This is a genomic window from Salimicrobium album, from assembly GCF_900107115.1.
GTDB classification, from domain to species: domain Bacteria; phylum Bacillota; class Bacilli; order Bacillales; family Halobacillaceae; genus Salimicrobium; species Salimicrobium album.
This window is the reverse complement of the sequence record NZ_FNOS01000009.1, coordinates 41588-58679: the sequence shown is the minus strand read 5'-3', so window position 1 is coordinate 58679 and position 17092 is coordinate 41588. Positions and strand designations below refer to the sequence as shown.

The 17092-nt window shown below is 41.8% G+C and carries 17 protein-coding genes; 1 reads left to right on the top strand and 16 read right to left on the bottom strand.

Features of this window, described 5'->3' with window-relative positions; translation table 11 throughout:
* Positions 1–535: 535 nt before the first annotated feature.
* From merA to BLU03_RS12905, 13 genes are all read right to left on the bottom strand, one after another.
* Positions 536–2179 carry a mercury(II) reductase gene (merA, locus tag BLU03_RS12960; protein WP_076570160.1) on the bottom strand — a complete coding sequence of 548 codons (1644 nt, stop codon included), beginning with the start codon at positions 2177–2179 and terminating at the stop codon, positions 536–538.
* 346 nt (positions 2180–2525) lie between these two features.
* A complete protein-coding gene (locus BLU03_RS12955) occupies positions 2526–3143 on the bottom strand; it encodes a CadD family cadmium resistance transporter (RefSeq protein ID WP_093108211.1) in 618 nt (205 codons plus the stop codon).
* Between the two features lie 132 nt (positions 3144–3275).
* A complete protein-coding gene (locus BLU03_RS12950; RefSeq protein ID WP_093108209.1) occupies positions 3276–5681 on the bottom strand; it encodes a heavy metal translocating P-type ATPase in 2406 nt (801 codons plus the stop codon).
* A complete protein-coding gene (locus BLU03_RS12945) occupies positions 5674–6042 on the bottom strand; it encodes an ArsR/SmtB family transcription factor (protein WP_076572470.1) in 369 nt (122 codons plus the stop codon). The genes BLU03_RS12950 and BLU03_RS12945 overlap by 8 nt, the downstream gene beginning before the upstream one ends.
* Before the next feature lie 481 nt (positions 6043–6523).
* Positions 6524–7039: a GrpB family protein gene (locus tag BLU03_RS12940; protein WP_077324732.1), complete on the bottom strand. Its 516-nt coding sequence runs from the start codon at positions 7037–7039 to the stop codon at positions 6524–6526.
* Between the two features lie 90 nt (positions 7040–7129).
* On the bottom strand, positions 7130–7381 hold the full coding sequence (locus BLU03_RS12935; protein ID WP_077324731.1) for a hypothetical protein: 252 nt from the start codon (positions 7379–7381) through the stop codon (positions 7130–7132).
* A 134-nt stretch (positions 7382–7515) separates the two neighbouring features.
* Positions 7516–8388: an AraC family transcriptional regulator gene (locus tag BLU03_RS12930; protein ID WP_077324730.1), complete on the bottom strand. Its 873-nt coding sequence runs from the start codon at positions 8386–8388 to the stop codon at positions 7516–7518.
* A 234-nt stretch (positions 8389–8622) separates the two neighbouring features.
* A complete protein-coding gene (locus BLU03_RS12925; RefSeq protein ID WP_093108207.1) occupies positions 8623–9351 on the bottom strand; it encodes a peptide arginase family protein in 729 nt (242 codons plus the stop codon).
* Between the two features lie 367 nt (positions 9352–9718).
* The gene (locus BLU03_RS12920; protein ID WP_093108205.1) at positions 9719–9979 is read right to left on the bottom strand and encodes a hypothetical protein; all 261 of its coding nucleotides are present in this window, start codon (positions 9977–9979) and stop codon (positions 9719–9721) included.
* Positions 9980–10940: 961 nt separating this feature from the next.
* Positions 10941–11489 (bottom strand): GNAT family N-acetyltransferase, encoded by a 549-nt coding sequence (locus BLU03_RS12915; protein ID WP_093108203.1) that lies wholly within the window; start codon positions 11487–11489, stop codon positions 10941–10943.
* A 13-nt stretch (positions 11490–11502) separates the two neighbouring features.
* Positions 11503–11646, bottom strand: coding sequence for a hypothetical protein (locus tag BLU03_RS13730; protein ID WP_176765481.1), 144 nt, complete (start codon positions 11644–11646; stop codon positions 11503–11505).
* Positions 11647–11926: 280 nt separating this feature from the next.
* Positions 11927–12406, bottom strand: coding sequence for a 23S rRNA (pseudouridine(1915)-N(3))-methyltransferase RlmH (gene rlmH / locus BLU03_RS12910; RefSeq protein ID WP_093108201.1), 480 nt, complete (start codon positions 12404–12406; stop codon positions 11927–11929).
* Positions 12403–12849 carry a MarR family winged helix-turn-helix transcriptional regulator gene (locus tag BLU03_RS12905; protein WP_093108199.1) on the bottom strand — a complete coding sequence of 149 codons (447 nt, stop codon included), beginning with the start codon at positions 12847–12849 and terminating at the stop codon, positions 12403–12405. Before BLU03_RS12905 ends, rlmH begins: the two co-directional genes overlap by 4 nt.
* A gap of 130 nt (positions 12850–12979) precedes the next feature.
* Here BLU03_RS12905 and BLU03_RS12900 point away from each other — a divergent pair, with 130 nt between their 5' ends.
* Positions 12980–13402, top strand: coding sequence for an organic hydroperoxide resistance protein (locus BLU03_RS12900; RefSeq protein ID WP_093108197.1), 423 nt, complete (start codon positions 12980–12982; stop codon positions 13400–13402).
* A 110-nt stretch (positions 13403–13512) separates the two neighbouring features.
* On the opposite strand, the gene BLU03_RS12895 is transcribed toward BLU03_RS12900, so the two are convergent.
* The 3 genes from BLU03_RS12895 to BLU03_RS12885 form a co-directional block, all read right to left on the bottom strand.
* On the bottom strand, positions 13513–14136 hold the full coding sequence (locus tag BLU03_RS12895; RefSeq protein WP_093108195.1) for a flavodoxin family protein: 624 nt from the start codon (positions 14134–14136) through the stop codon (positions 13513–13515).
* A 67-nt stretch (positions 14137–14203) separates the two neighbouring features.
* Complete coding sequence (locus BLU03_RS12890; RefSeq protein ID WP_093108193.1) at positions 14204–15430, bottom strand: M48 family metallopeptidase; 1227 nt, start codon at positions 15428–15430, stop codon at positions 14204–14206.
* A 397-nt stretch (positions 15431–15827) separates the two neighbouring features.
* The gene (locus BLU03_RS12885) at positions 15828–17045 is read right to left on the bottom strand and encodes a S1C family serine protease (protein ID WP_093108191.1); all 1218 of its coding nucleotides are present in this window, start codon (positions 17043–17045) and stop codon (positions 15828–15830) included.
* Positions 17046–17092: the final 47 nt, after the last annotated feature.

Genomic DNA, 17092 nt, shown 5'->3' with positions numbered 1-17092 from the left:
TGTTTTGTCCGAAGGACGAAATGTTTCCTGGTCTGCGTATTTCTTTACCGTGCGGACGTCCGTATTCGTCCTTCTGGCCACATCCGAGTAGCTGCACCCTTTTTCGTTAACTTCTTTCCTGATATACTTAATGTCAGTCACTTCTAACATCTCCTTAATGACCTCCTGTCCTTAAATGGTTGCACAACAGGAAGTCTATTGATTTAAGGGATCGTTAGCAAGTGGCTTTTTTTTACGCTTTTTGCCTTCTTTGGCAACCTACATAGAAGGACTGCCGAACCTTACATTTTCATACTGCCATAAACAGTTCGTTTCCCTCTACAGTCTCAATGCTTTAGGAGAGTGTTCATCAACATTCAAGATTGAACATGGATTGAACACTCTAAACACCCTAACTGGCGGTAATATATTTTGTTCAATTAGATTATACCCTATTTGAACATTCAATGTAAAAAAAGGTTGCCTTCATGGCAACCCCCTAAGCCTTAAGGCAAATGGTTTTATTCAGCAATCGCGCCCGTTTGAGGAAGCTCAATTAACCTGCACAACAAGATAATTTAGAAACGTCCTTATCAAAAGTCAAGGCTGCGAGTTTCAAACCTTCAGCCATGGTTAAATAAGGCGCAAAGCTATTCGTAAGGTCATCAATGGTCAATCCGAATTGCACCGCCAACGTCGCTGTATAAATAACATCCCCGGCATTTTCACTGACGATATGGGCACCGATTAATTTCCGAGTTTGACCATCCACGATAAGTTTATAGACACCGGTTGTTTCCTGATTAACCAATGCCCTCGGCACAGCGTCCAACGGCAGAACCGACGTTTTCACGTCGTAACCTTTTGCTTTGGCTTGTTGCTCGGTCAGGCCAACCGTCGCGATCGACGGGTTCGTGAAAGTCACCCCGGGCACAAATCGAAGATCGATTTTCCGTTTGGTCACACCGAGTGCATTGTCCGCGACAATACCCCCTTCATACGCCGCAACATACACGAATTGTGAACCGAGTGTCACATCCCCTGCGGCATAAATGCGGTCATTAGTCGTTTGCAAAAATTCGTTGGTAAGCACTTCCCCTTTTTTGCCTGTTTTCACACTGGCTGCTTCCAGATTTAGGCTCTCTGTGTTTGGCTTTCTGCCTGTTGCCACCAATATCTGATCGGCTTCAATAACTTGTTTTTCGCCATTCACTTCAATCGTCACGCTTTTGGTATCACCGTTTTGCTCGACTTTTTGATAGGTAACCCCAGTGATCAGGTTGATCCCCTGCTCCCTTAAAGCTTCATCGATGGCGTCGGAAACCTCCGGCTCGTACGTTTTAAACAAACGCTCACTTCGCTGCATGAGCGTCACGTCTGTTCCGAAATTGTGAAACATTTGGCCCAATTCCGCGGCGATGTACCCGGAACCGATCACGGCAAGGCGTTTTGGTACTTCTTTCAATTCAAGGGCTGTCGTGCTCGTTAAATAATCGACGTCCTTCAATCCCGGAATATCTGGAACGGCCGGATTTGCCCCCGTTGCAATTAAAAAGCTTTTGGCTGTGATGTGCTCTCCATTCACTTGAATCGTTTTTTCATCAACAAACGAGGCTTCACCACGAATCAAATCAAATCCATATTCGTCGATCAGATTGATATATTTTTCCTGACGCATTTGACTGACCAATTCATCTTTTTGCTCGGTCAATTTCGCAAGGTTAACACCACCAGCACCTGTTTGTAATCCGTTAAATGGATGGTTCTGTGCCAATCCATTGATGTCACCGGCACGAAGCATGGTTTTTGATGGGACACAACCGATGTTGACGCAGGTCCCCCCAACCGTGCCACGTTCCACCATGGCCACTTTGGCGCCGTTTTCGCTCGCTTTGATTGCGGCTGAAAAGGCCGCACCACCTGACCCGACAATCAGAAGGTCATAATCGCCATCTCGATCGAATGCCACAAAGCTGCCAGTAGTTTGAATTTCTTCTTCATCGGGGTGATAGCCAGTCTCCTCAATGTTTTGCTTTGCTTGGTCGATCCAGTCCTCGCTTAATTGAAAAATCGCCTCGCCGCGCCGAAAATTAGCTGACACATTTTTGGCACCGGCTTGTTCCAACGCTTCGGTTACATGTTCTTCACAACCCGTGCAAGTCATGCCTTGCACGGGTAATTTATATTGATTGACGGTCATTTGAATCCCTCTTTCTGCTTAGAAAATAAAGGTCATTCGGGGTAAATTTCTTCCACAATATGGCCCGTTTGTGGCATTGTCACCATCCATCCAGACAATGCCATTATATCAAACGTCTTTATACATGATCAGCCTTTATTTCAAAGCCAAAGGCAGAAATATAAGAATAACAATCTTCAAGAGAAGAAAATGCTTGTTCGGTTTCTTCTGCTATAACTTCCTACAGACCGTGAGCGTTACAGGGAGTTTCTGCTTGGTAATCTGTTCCTATCCTAATAAAAAAGGTTGCCTTCATGGCAACCCCCTAAGCCTTAAGGCAAATGGTTTTATTCAGCAATCGCGCCCGTTAAAGGAGGAATGATAATAAAGCGTTGAATGTGCCATTTTCAAACATAATATAAATTCCTAGCCCTATAAATACGATAGGAACTATCCAACGTTCATATTTCTCAATTTTTTCCGACACCAAATCTATGGAAGCTAAGCGATAGCTGACATAGCATAAAACTCCAACCATAATGAAAAAAACAATAATAGCAACAATGATTTCAATCATATTTAACGCCGTAAAGTACGGTATATAAATGGAAAAATCATCCGCACTGGAAGCTAATACAATGAAAGTTACCGTCAAAAATAATTGATTAAATTTGCCTGAGGAAAATAAGGATAAAATGCTACTTTCATCTTCATCCTCTTCCCCTTTAATCCATATTTTTACACCTAAGTAAAGTGGTAAAAGTCCAAGTAGTCCTATAACCCATTGTTGAGGAATTAAATTTGCAACCCCCAGAGCAACTAAAAGACTTGCTCCTATAATAATTGCAGTCCCTATATATTGTCCTATCCAAATATGTTTTGCCTGACCTTTTTTTATTTGCGAAAACAATAGAATTAATATAACGAGATAATCAATTCCTGTCGCTACATAAACCGCAGCAGCTGTAAGTATTGTTGTAATCATTTTTCCAACTCCAATGTTTAGGGATAAGGGCTTTTCTTCAAATTGAAAAGCCCTTAAATGCAAATTTATATAGATATACTAAAAAATTTGTTGGCAGGCGTGATTTATTTTTCTGTTTTAGACCTCTTAAACCTATTCATCTTCATCCACGCGCATAAGCCTTAAACCATTTAACGCTACTAAAAGAGTTGCACCCATATCCGAGAGAATAGCAATCCAAAGTGTTAACCAGCCCGGAATGACTAGAAGTAAGGCAATGAATTTAATAGCAATGGCAAAAGCTATGTTCCCCTTGATAATATTTAACGTTTTTCGGCTCAGTTTAACAGTAAAGGGAAGTTTCCTTAAATCATCACCCATTAAAGCAACATCTGCCGTTTCAAGTGCTGTATCAGTACCAGCTCCACCCATGGCTATCCCAACTGTAGAAGCTGCTAAGGCCGGAGCATCATTGACACCATCCCCCACCATAGCAACATGGTTATGCTCCGATTTTAATTGTTTAATTACATCCAATTTATCCTGTGGTAATAACTCTGATTGAACATCCGTTACGCCGACATGTTCACCTATCGCATTTGCAGTGCTATGATTGTCACCTGTAAGCATAACCGTTTTTTGAATTCCTGCTTGATGTAACTTTTGAATAACTTCCTTGCTTGATTGCCGCACTTCATCTGCAACAGCAATAATAGCTTCAATCTTATCCTCTGTCCCTGCGACCATAACTGTTTTTCCTTGCTTCTGAAGTGTTGCAACATCCTGTTCTATTGCCTTACTAAAATTAGATACCGATAACTCTTTAAATAATTTCGGATTTCCAATATAATACATCTTCCCATTTATCTTACCCATTATCCCTTTGCCCGTAATTGAAGAAAAGTCTTCTACGAGTATGTCAGAATAAGAAATATTATCACTGTCAGCTTTATTCATAATCGCTGACGCTAATGGGTGCCCGGAACGATATTCTAATGCAGTTATGATTGACAGCAGTCCTTGTTCATCTGTTTGATCTTCGATTACGCTATAATCTGTTACAACAGGAACACCTTTGGTGAGGGTACCTGTCTTATCAAAAGCGATAGCCTTCAATCCACCGATTTCTTCTAGGTAAACGCCACCTTTTACAAGGATACCTTTTTTCGCAGCATTTCCTATTGCAGAGACAATGGATATTGGAGTAGAAATAACCAACGCACAAGGGCAACCAACGACAAGAACAGCTAAACCTTGATAAATCCATGTTTCCCAACTTCCATCAAAAAAGAGAGGGGGGGCCACAGCAACTAGCGCTGCAATAATCATAATGATAGGAGTATAATATTTTGCAAACTTATCAACAAAAGCTTGGGCTGGCGCACGCTCGCCTTGCGCTTCCTCAACAAGATGAATAATTTTAGAAATCGTTGTATCTTCAACCAATTTTGTGATTTTTACTTCAAGCAATCCTTCTTCATTAAGCGTACCTGCAAAGACTTCATCTTCGACAGTTTTTTCAACAGGAACCGACTCACCTGTTATTGCTGCTTGGTTAATGGCAGAGTAGCCATTAACAATAATGCCATCCATCGCAATCTTTTGCCCTGGCTTAACAAGCATAATATCGCCAATCTCGATATCATTGACATGAACCTTTATTTCCTGTCCATTTCGTCTCACAAGTGCATCTTTGGGGGCAATATCCATCAATGAACTAATTGATTGTCTTGCTCGATCCATCGAGAACCGTTCTAAGGCTTCACTAAGGGCAAAGAGAATGACAACAATCGCAACTTCTGCCCATTCCCCTATAATAACGCCGCCGATAACGGCAATTGTCATAAGGGTCCGCATATCAAACTCTAACCGAAATAAATTTTGCAATCCTGTTTTAAAGAGTGATAGCCCACCAACAATCATTGATGTAATAAATAGCAGTGCAGTAACAATATTATCATTCCCATTAACGGACATGGAAAGAAAACCGAAAGCTATAAATAATACCGAATAAAGCAGCGTACTGTGCTTTTTATAAAATGGTACTTTGTCTTCCTGTTCTTTTTTTTCCTCACCCGGTTCTTCTGAGGATTTCTCAGGTACCACTTTAAGATTCTCAAAAGCACCTGCTTTTTCTAATTCCTCTACAGTCGTTTCACCATATACGGAAATTTTAGATGCTCCAAAATTGACTTTCGCATCTTGAACTTCCGGTAAATTCTTAACATTCTTCTCAAACTTTCCTGCACAGTTCGCGCATGAGAATCCTTCAACAAAATAAACATTTTTATCTTTTTTAACCTCTATCGGAGCTTGCCGCCTGGTTTTTTCTGGAGCTACTTTAAGATTCTCAAAAGCACCTGCTTTTTCTAATTCTTCTACAGTTGTCTCACCATAAACAGAGATTTTGGAAGCACCAAAATTGACTTTTGCATCCTCTACTCCTGGAATATCCTTAACATTTCTTTCAAATTTACCTGCACAATTTGCACATGAAAATCCCTGGACCCGATAGACGTTCATTTCTTCTTCCATTGGTTCTATCTTTTGTTCAGACATTGACCTTCACTTCTTTCTTATGTGTTAAGGCGATCATCATTATCTGCCTAATATGTTCATCATCTAACGAATAGAAAGCGAGTTTTCCTTCTTTTCTTAAGTTGACAACACCTTGCTTATAAAGCGTTCGTAAATGATGAGAAGCATTTGCTACCGTAACACCTAAAATATTTGCTATATCACAAACACATAACTCTTCATCCTGACACAAAGCGTAGGTGATTTTTGCTCTGTTTTCATCAGCAATTGCCTTTAACATTTGGGTAACACCAGAAATATCAACTGTTTCTAAATCCCCTTGTATTCGATTAACCTTTTCTTCGTCATAACAAAAAATTTCACACGTATCTTTCTTACTCATATTACCACCCCATCATCATTCAAGTTTTTACTTGAATAAAGTGTAAACTATTTTAAGCTTATTAGTCAAGTGAATATTTGAATGAAAAATAAAAAGAAGAATCGGGGTATGTACCCTAATTCTTCTTCAACTTTTTATTTATTTATTTGAAAAAGTTATTCCAGAATATGGCCCGTTTGTGGCATTGTCACCATCCATCCAGACAATGCCATTATATCAAACGTCTTTATACATGATCAGCCTTTATTTCAAAGCCAAAGGCAGAAATATAAGAATAACAATCTTCAAGAGAAGAAAATGCTTGTTCGGTTTCATCTGCTATAACTTCCTACAGACCGTGAGCGTTACAGGGAGTTTCTGCTTGGTAATCTGTTCCTATCCTAATAAAAAAGGTTGCCTTCATGGCAACCCCCTAAGCCTTAAGGTGAATGGTTTTATTCAGCAATCGCGCCCGATGATTGAACAATCACTAATTTAATTTCTATGGTTCTTGGTTTTCAAACCAATTTAACGCCCGCTGTTCCAATTCCTTTACAAAAGGTTTTTTTGCCTTGCTGTAGAAAGCAGTATCGTCATATTGTTCAGCCAATTCTTCTTTAAAAGATCTATATTTTTCAATTTCGTCGGGATGAGTCCTTAAATAATCTCGTAACACCAGATGTCGCCTTATTTGTGGGTTATCATACTGATAAACATGAATATGATGGGTTCTATTTTCCCCACCTTTTCGAAATAATCGTCTGCCCTGAATTCCCCATTCGCCAGCAACATCATATCCAAGTATGCGCATCCGTTCATTGAATGAATCGATTTTCTTGATGTCTTTTACAAGACACATCATATCAATAACAGGCTTTGCATTCATGCCTGGAACAGAGGTACTTCCAAAATGCTCAAATTTGATTATTTCATCCCCGAAGATTTCTTTTAAAAACTGGGCTTCATTATCGAACATTCGAACCCAATTTTTATCATACTCCGACAGCCGAACTTTCAACCGAATTCCCCCTTACTACAGCATTTTATTGATCCATTCAAATTCCTATTTGTTTCACAAATAATGAATATCCGCTAAAATAAATCTTATCTATGACCAACACACCCCGTTGATTTCATAGTCTTCTGAGGAATCTGCTTCCCCTGTTAAACACGAAAAACAGCTTTGGTAAGCAACCGCACTGCCTACCGCCCAGATTTCCTGACCACAGTTGAAATAAGTTTCTCCATTTTTCTTATCTTTAACTGCCTGTTTCAGATCCTTTCTTAACTGATTAGGATTTTCTTCAGGATTATTTTTGCAATGCTTATTCACAAAAGCTTCTATCGATATGGGTACCATGTATGCCTCCCCTTTCTCATTGTCCTTATTTCCTATTCTATCGTAATTCTTTAATTCGAAAAACTGTTTCTTATTTAGTCAATGAAAATGGGCGCTCTTTTCAAAGAAAGCGCCCGTTAGTTGAAATCCCATTATTATTTTTTCTTAACTGGTATCCAAATTTCACTCTTAAATTTCGGCGAGCTTGTATCTTTATTTTCATTCCAAAGTATTTCGGGGCCTTCTATTTGCTCAAAGTTTGAAGAAGGAAACCACTCGGAATAAATACGTCCCCAGATATCTTGTAACGTTTCAGGAAATGGTCCAACAGAGTCAAACACGGCCCACGTTAGAGACGGAACTTCATGTTTAGTCAGGCTAGCAGGACACTCGTTTGTTGTAGCCACACCAATATAGTGATCCAATCCCCCTTTTTCCTCCATCCGAGTTTCAGAAAAGTTGGTAGATGCACTAATCAAACCAATAGGTTCGATATTGGAAAGTTTTTTGAGCTTATTTATAGTCCCATCATCTAAACTTTCCCACATAGATTCAATTTCTGGATTAACCCCGTTAAAAATAATAGGAACCCTTTTCTTAATCCCAACGATGTTAAATCCTCGTTTTTCTTCAATTCGATAATTCATTTCTTTCCCACCTTTAATTGATAATTGAAAGGTCATTCGTGGATAAGCTTTTATGGTGTGACCATTATTTCTGGCCTCCGATGGTGTTACTCCGTGAAGGATATGAAACGCCCTCGTAAAAGAGTCCGGAGAATTATATCCATACTTCATGGCCACATCAATAACTTTCAAATCGCTATTGTTCAGCTCAAAGGCCGCAAGCGTGAGACGTCTTCGCCGAATGTATTCCGACAATGTTACACCTGCCAGAAAAGAAAACATTCGTTTAAAATGATACTCTGAACACAATGCACGCTTTGCTACTTCACGAGCGTCAATATCATTTATAAGATTTTCTTCAACATATCTTAGGGCGTCGTTCATATTCTTAAGTGAATCCACTTCAATGACCTCCCTTCATCAATAGAATAGCAGGAAGTATAGTACATTATCCGACTTATCGTGCACACTTATGCAGGATTACTTACTTTGCAACAATCTGGGCCTTATGTGCGATATTGGCGCGATTTTATTAGATAATCGCGCCCGATTGTGGAAGATCGTTATTGAACTAAAGCACCCGTTACTTTATAAAAACGGAATGAAAGCAAAAAGTTGTTATTCCCTCTTTTATTTTTACCATTCTAATGCATCTTCTGGTTTCAGACCAAAGACTTCACAAAATAATTCATATAAATATATAGTATTATCATCGCCACCACAGAAAAAAGGAGACAAAGAAACAGTGATCAAACTCCAAGGATACAAGTCCTTCAAAGAAATTAAATTGTCGATGATTTTTTGTTCATCCATTAAACTAACCGTAGCTGTATCAATATCCTCTTTTGCAAAGTAATCTAAGTCTAAATCGAGAATAAGGTCTGTTTTTTCCGTTAAATCTTTTACATCCTGAGAATCTTTCTTCATAAGAAATTCTTCAAGATTCCAGTACCTCAAACCATTATATTTACCTTTATCTAATATTTCTTTCACTAGCTTCATTTCAGGGTGAAATAAATTCCAATCTTTAAAATCAAATGGGTCTTCAATGTGAGAGTATTGAGATATATAGATTACTTTATCAATAGTTCCAGTTCCAACTGCAGGCCATATAAAATTTTCTATTTTCATTTTACCAGCGACATCAAAAACATCTTCATATTTTTCGATATCAAACAAACCTTCAACTTCTAAACCATCCCAAATATCATCTAAATGAGCATCTATATGAATTAATGTTGCATTTGGTTTAACCTTCCCTGCTAATTTGTGCAGTTCCCAAGCTGCAAATGCCCAATTATGGTCAGCAGATATGTAAATTTTCTTTTCAGGAAAGCAATTTCTAAAGTTTTTAGGGATTATCATAATTTCTCTCTCCTTTATAATTCCTTATTGAAGTAACCTGCTTCGTTACTTTAAGTACATTCCTTTCAACTACCAAGTGTTATTCAAGAATATGGCCCGTTTGTGGCATTGTCACCATCCATCCAGACAATGCCCTTATATTAAACGTTTTTATACATGATCAGCCTTTATTTCAAAGCCAAAGGCAGAAATATAAGAATAACAATCTTCAAGAGAAGAAAATGCCTGTTCCGTTTCTTATGCTTGGTACCCAATTCCTTTGTTTTATCTGCCCTGTTCTAATAAAAAGAGATCGCCTTCATGGCAACCTCTAAGCCTTTAAATAAATGGTTTTATTCAGCAATCGGGTCCTATTGCTAAAATTCCATTATTCCTTTTCGCTATTTTCAAGCGAACGCTTTTTATAAAAATTGACGATAACTACGACAAATGAAATCATTGTCATTAATCCAAACGAACTTATAAAGGCATTAAAAAAATCCTTATGCTCAATAGTCACTCTTACAATAAATAATCCAAGAGAACTAATAAATAACACTATAATTATTTTACTTAAGGAAACATTGAACAAGCTCAATGCCAGCAGAGCTATTGCTAAAAATATGCCGATCATATTTATTACACTCATCTTGTTCCCCTTTCTCAACAAAATGGTCCGTTTGTTGCATTATTACTATTCAGCCATGCAGTGACATTATACCAAATGTTTTCATAAACGATCAGGTTTTACTTCAAACCTATAGGTAGAAATACAAGAATAACAATCTTCGAGAGAAGAAAATGCTTGTTCTGTTTCTTCTGCCACGACTTCATACAGACCATGAGGGTTACAGTGAATTTCTGTGTGGTCATCAAGATGGTAACCAGTTCTTTTGTTTCATCTGTTCCTATCCTAATAAAAAAGAGGTTGCCTTCATGACAACCCCTAAGCTTTAAGGCAAATGGGTTTATTCAGCAATCACGCCCGATTGCTTTAGAAAATAAAAGCGAGCAATAGGGTAATAACTAGACTTTGAACAATTATGACTGTAATGGTTTTACTATCAAATTTATTTTTATTTACAATCAGCCTCTGTCCTATGTAACTCAATACCAATACAATTAAAAATGTAATAATAAACGTGAAAAAGAATCCTTCTACCAATGTAATCACCTTGCCTGTGTCTGTTTTTTACTTCTGTTAAATGGCCTGATCGTTGCATTGTCACTATTCAGCCAGGCAATGCCATTATACCAAACGTTTTTATACATGACGCGCCCGATTGTTGCAACGTTCATAAGAATTCGTGAACAGCGTTCATTCAAAAACAGCTACAAATCTAACTATTATTTTACCTTTTTGTCCTATTGTTTTTCATTTTTTATAGAATACGTAAATTGCATTGCCGGCGACTATTAATAAAGAGCCGGTCAAAAAACCATATATAGGAGGTAGATAGGGTATATCGGGGAAAAACACAATTTGACTTCCAATACTACCCCCGATAAATACAAATGGAGCCATCATACTTAATCTTCATTCAGAATTTTTATGTTTCTTTTTTTTATTAATTTTTTATTAAAGATTAGCGCCCGATTGTTGAAATAAGTCAGTCATTTTTATTCCATTCTTGTTCTAAAATACTGAATATAAGAGAATCACGCCAACCATCTTTAATCAATAAATCCTCACGTATTCTACCTTCTTCAGTCATTCCCACTTTTTCTAACACTCTTGATGAACCAATGTTTCTTGGATCACAAGTAGCAAAAATCCTATGTAAATTTAATTGGTTAAAACCAAAAGGAATTAACAATTTTGCTACCTCTGTTGCATAACCTAATCCCCAATATTCAGGGTTAATTATGTAAGCTATCTCGCCAACTCTGTTGGTATAGTTCCGAATATTAATTTCACCAGCGCCAATTAACTTTCCGTTTTCCTTTACGATTATTGCAAAGACAAATCTGCTCCTGTTTTCCTTTTTTGCATCGAATATAACCTGCTTTACAAAATCCTCGGATTCTTGCTCTGAGTTCGGTCCCCAAGGCTGATATTGACAAACCTTGTCTTGCGAAGCATATTTGTGAACATCTACCCAATCCTTTTCTTCCATATCCCTTAAATTGACTCTCTCACCTTTCAGAACATCAATCATATTCTCTTCTCCCCTATATTTTATCTTTAGCAAAATGGCCCGTTTGTGGCATTGTCACCATCCATCCAGACAATGCCATTATATCAAACAGTTTTATAAATGGTCGGCCTGGGTCTTGGTCAACGTTCAGAAAGTCATAAATATTACTTTGATTCATCGTTTTACCGCCTTTCTGTATAGTAAACAAAAGAGAAGGGAATAACCCTTCTCATGCTACTTTTACTATTTTCAACGAATGAATGTCTATGACTTCTTCCAAATTGCATAAACGAATACCAGCATAGAGGTATCTGTAGAAATACAAATAAAAATACCAAGCACTGGAATGTTAAGAAAACCGGCACTTGGTATTTTTCTAACCAAACGTATGTTATTTCTATTGTAACCCGGTTGTATTTAATAAGCTTATTGACTAAATGAACTCACTAGAATCTAATTTATTTATGATATGGTTCATTCTTCAAAATCTTAAACGACCGGTATACCTGCTCCAGCAGCATCAGACGCATCATCTGGTGAGGGAACGTCATCTTCGAGAAAGACAGAGCGTAGTCGCTGCGTTCCTGCACCTGACTGCTGATGCCGAGGGAGCCGCCGATGATGAATACGATTTTGCTGGAGCCGTAGGTCATGAGGTTGTCGAAACGGGAGGCGAGCTGTTCCGAAGTCAGCTGTTTGCCTTCGATTTCAAGCGTGATGACGTAGGCATCCTTTGGGACTTTTGCAAGAATCCTTTCCCCTTCCTTCTGTTTCACTTCCTCCATTTCGGCCTCACTTAAATTCTCCGGGGCTTTCTCGTCCGCGACTTCTATAATTTCCGTTTTCGCATACGGGCCGAGCCGCTTCGTGTACTCGTCGATCCCCTGCTTCAGGTATTTCTCTTTCAGCTTTCCGACACTGATGACCGACACTTTCATAGGCCTTCCCCTTTCTCTCTTGCCCCTTCCAGCATACGTTGTAATGTGTGCTGGAGCTGAAGGATTTCATCTTCATTCATATCAATATTTTCAAGTAACAGATCGGGGATACACGCAGCTTTATGTTCTGCGTCCCGCCCTTCTTTTGTCAGCCCTATCAGTACTTTACGTTCGTCTTCCCTGGAACGGTAGCGTTCGATGAGGCCCACTTTTTCCATTCGTTTCAGCATCGGGGTCAGCGTTCCGGAATCAAGGTACAGACGTCCTCCCAGTTCTTTCACGCTGAGCGGGCTGCTGTCCCATAAAGCGAGCAGTACCAGGTACTGCGGATACGTTATATCCAGGTCGGCAAGCAGCGGGCGATACAATTTCGTCATTTCACGGGTCGTCGCATATAAAGAAAAGCATATCTGGTTTTCGAGTTTCATTTTATCTTCGGCCATCATTCATTCCTCCTGTAGCCATTATAGCAAAGCCTTTCCGATCCCTCATGCATATAACTTGTCATCCGCTAATCAATTGTGTACTATTTAATTGTGCACAATTAAAATAACACAAAGGAGCGGATAAACGATGAGTAAAATCCTTTACACAGCAAAAGCAACAGCAGAAGGCGGACGTGAAGGCAACGTCAAAACGGACAGTAACACGCTGGATCTCGATCTCGCCATGCCTTCCTCCCTGGGCGGAGAAGATAAAGAAGGAGCGACTAATCCGGAGGAACTGTTCGCAGCCGGCTATGCAGCCTGTTTCGACAGCGCCCTGCAACTCGCAGCTTCCCAGGCTAAAAAGGAAATCAGCTCCCGCGTTTCCTCCGAAGTGAGCATCGGCAAACAATCGGATGGCCTCGGTCTGTCTGCGAAAATTCACGTAGAAGTAAAAGGCGCCACCCAGGAAGAGGCAGAAGAACTTGTCTCCAAAGCTCACAAGCTCTGCCCGTATTCCAAGGCGACCCGCGGTAACATGGACGTGGAAATCGAAACGAACGCTGTATAAACAATACCCCGCCTTATTGGCGGGGATTATTTTTTTCCATCCATTATCCCCCCGCAAATTCTCTGTAACTGCAATGAAAAAGACCAGCGTTTTCAGCTGGTCTCTTCCTGTTATTCCATCGTGTTCCCTTCCGGAGGGATTGGCGTGTTTTTCAAAATGCGGGCAAGGTGAAGCGTGTTGTACGCAAGCATTTTCACGTGAGATTTCGTGAACTCGTTGTCCCTGTCCGTTTCCATGTAGGACGGGCCCGGGCCCGCTTCTCCGACCCAGTAGGCATCCACGTTCGGCGGTATGGTGAAGCCGATGTGGGAGAGGCCGTAGAGAAGAGAGGCGGACGCGTGCTTCGCGCCGTCTTCGTTCCCTGTTACGACGGCACCGCCGACTTTGTTGTAGTAGATGGACTGACCGTTGTCCTGCGTCTCTCCGCTTGATGCGTAAAGTCGCTCCATTGCCATCGTGGTGACACTGCTTTTTTCGCCGATCCAAATCGGCGTGCCCATAATGACGATATCGGCTTTCTTCACTTTATCAAAGATCTTCGGCCATTCGTCCCCGTCCCCCATATCAGGGGCCATACCGAACTTAATGTCGTAGTCGGCGAGACGAATCTCTTCGACAGAAGCCCCTTCTTTTTCCATAATTTCAGCTACTTCGTTGAATAGAACATGGGTGTTGGAGTCATCGTTGGAATCTTTCAGCGATCCGTTTAAAAATAAGGCCTGAATAGTACTCATGTCCAAATCCTCCCTTTATGTTGTCCTTATATCCTCTTTCCCTCTCCCGTCCGTAACGAAACGGTTGCTATTCCTCTGCCTTCCTGATTCTCTCGAGCATCGTCGGATGACCGTAGCGCAGATATTTAATGAGAGTGGGCGGATGAACGTCGGACTTGCCGTGGCGGATCATTTCATGAAAAGCTCCAATGGCTGCGTCCGGGTTGCCGGTCACTTCGAGCGCATATTCATCGGCGGCCTGTTCCGCCTGGCGTGATACCGCCATCTCCACCGGCTGGGCGACGAAGGACAGTATAGAAACGAGCAGAAGAACGAGCGGCAGGGAAGCGATGTCTCCCACCCCCTTTATCCTGAACGCCCTCCCGAATCTGTGAAGAATGACGGGCAGCAGCCGGTACAGAAGGTAAAGACCGAGGAAGCTGCCGGCAAGCACGCCGAACAATGACTTCAGCAAATGGTTCTTCACGTAGTGGCCGATTTCGTGCGCCATAATGAACAGCACTTCCTCCTCGCTGAGACTCCGAAGCGTCGTATCCCACAGCACAATCCGCAAATTATCTCCAATACCGTTAACGTAGGCGTTCAGTGCGTTCGTCTCCTCCGATTTATCCACGACGTATACGCGGTCCGCCGGCACGCCCGACCCGTCGGCGAGTGAAAGAATACTGTCTTCCAGCTGAGCATCCGAGAGACGGTCGAATTCGTTGTACAGAGGATCGATAAGTACCGGCTGGATATACATGAAAAAGGTGAGAAACGGTACGAGGAGAAGCCAGGCGTACAGCCACCACCTCTCCGCCGATATGCGTATGAGCCGGTAAAGCACGAGAGCCGCTATAATCATCATAATCGTATCGAGCGAGAAGCTGATAAGATGATCCTGCAGCCATTTCGATAACGGCTCGACGGAGACATCGTACGAAAGAGAGAGACGTCTTCCCACGTAACTGACCGGAAGAGTGAGCACCCACACCAGCCCGGAAAGGAAGAACACATAAAGCGGGAGTTTATAAAGCGTCGCTTTCTTCAGCGTACGGGCAAGGCCGAATACGAGAAGCCCTGTATAGATCAGCCACTCCACCGGCAGCGTAAGCAAATACAACAAGTGTCTGCGCGTGGAATACTCCCTTATCTCCTCTTCTTCACTTTTGTTAAGGAAGGTGGAAGGATCAGCCGCACTCCCCGCCGCCGCTCCAGGCACCCCGGAATCGTGTACGACGAACAGGTAGATCAGTGTGCCGAGTGCGTATGTAATGTAGAGGACCGTCGTCCAGATCAGAAACTTTTTCCGCACGTTCCGCTCCCTCCTTGTGTTTCTTTTAAATTTTTAAAACGTTGAGAAAAAGTCGCAATTTTTCATGAAAAGTCCGCCATTTTTTATAATGAAAAAAGATAAACGAATGTAAGCGGATTTGCAAAAATGAAAATAACGGTACAAGTTACTCACATTTGTCCACAGGGTTATACACAGCCTATGTGTACATCATTTTGTGCACAAGTTATACAGAACTATCAACAGTTTATCCACAAATTCACACTCACATGTTGTTGTATATCGTATCAGACCTTATGTTCCCTACTATATATGGAAGTTATCCAGATATTTATACACACGCTGTGGATATCATTTTTTATAAAAAAACGCATGTATGTTATCCACATACACACGCTTTTTTTCCAATTACGATAGTTTATTCCTGGGAAGCTAACGTGACGGTCGTCGTATTCTTTTCACCGTCTCTGTAATACGTCACTTCCATCTCATCGCCCGGACCTTTTTCCCGGTAAAGATACTGCCGTAGTTCGATGATATCGGTCACTTTGTTTCCGTCGAGCTGCGTAATGACATCCATCGCTTCGAGGCCTGCTTTGATCGCCGGAGACCCTTCACTTACGCTGCGGATGTACAAGCCGCCTTCTACATCTTCCGGCAGCTCAAGCGTACTCTGCCACTCCGAAGATGGCACTTCGTTCAGGCCGTATGCTTCCACGCCGAGGAAGGCGCGGCTCACTTCGCCATTCTTCTCAAGCTCTTCCATAATCGGTCTGGCTGCGCTGATCGGTATTGCAAATCCGATACCTTCGACAGCGGAACGGGCAATCTTCATCGAGTTGATGCCGACGAGCTGTCCTTCGATGTTGATGAGCGCGCCCCCGCTGTTACCCGGGTTGATTGCGGCGTCGGTCTGGATGACTTCCGCCTGCCAGTCTTCCACCCCGTCTCCGTTCAGATCCTGCGGTATCGCCCGCTGTGTGCCGCTGATGATTCCTTTCGTCACGGAACCGGAGAAGTTCAGGCTGAGCGGGTTTCCGATGGCAACGGCCGGCTCCCCAGCTTTCAGATTGTCGGAGTTTCCGAGTTCAATCGTATGTTCCACGTTTTCCCCCGACATTTCCAGAACGGCTAGGTCCGTAAATATGTCACTGCCGACGATTTCAGCCTTGACCCTCGTCTCGTCCGCCAGTACGACTTCAAGTTCCGAAGCTCCTTCCACCACGTGGTGGTTAGTCACTACGTAAGCCGTGCCGTCCTGTTTTTTGTAGATGACACCGGAACCGATCCCTGCCTGCTGAGGGTCCGAGGGCTGGTCCCAGAAGTTCGTCCGCGACTGCATATTCACCACGCCCACGACAGCCGGTCTTACTTTGTCCACTATTTCCGTGATCTGTGTATTAACGTCTACGTCGACGGTTTTCGTCGTGTTTCCGGTGAGTCCCTGTTCCCCTTCGGTCAGGCCGCTCTCATCTTCCGGAATCGTTATGTCATAGGGGAGCATTTCCGTCTGTACGAGTGCCGGCAGCGCCAGCAGTACGAGCACCGCTCCAAGCACAAGACCTACCACGGTAGGAACGGCCCACCGTCTCTTCTTTTCCCGCTTCTTCGGGGAATGTTCGTCATAGTAGCCCATGCATCGTCACCCTCTTTCTTTTATTATTTTCTTTTACTTTTTTTCTT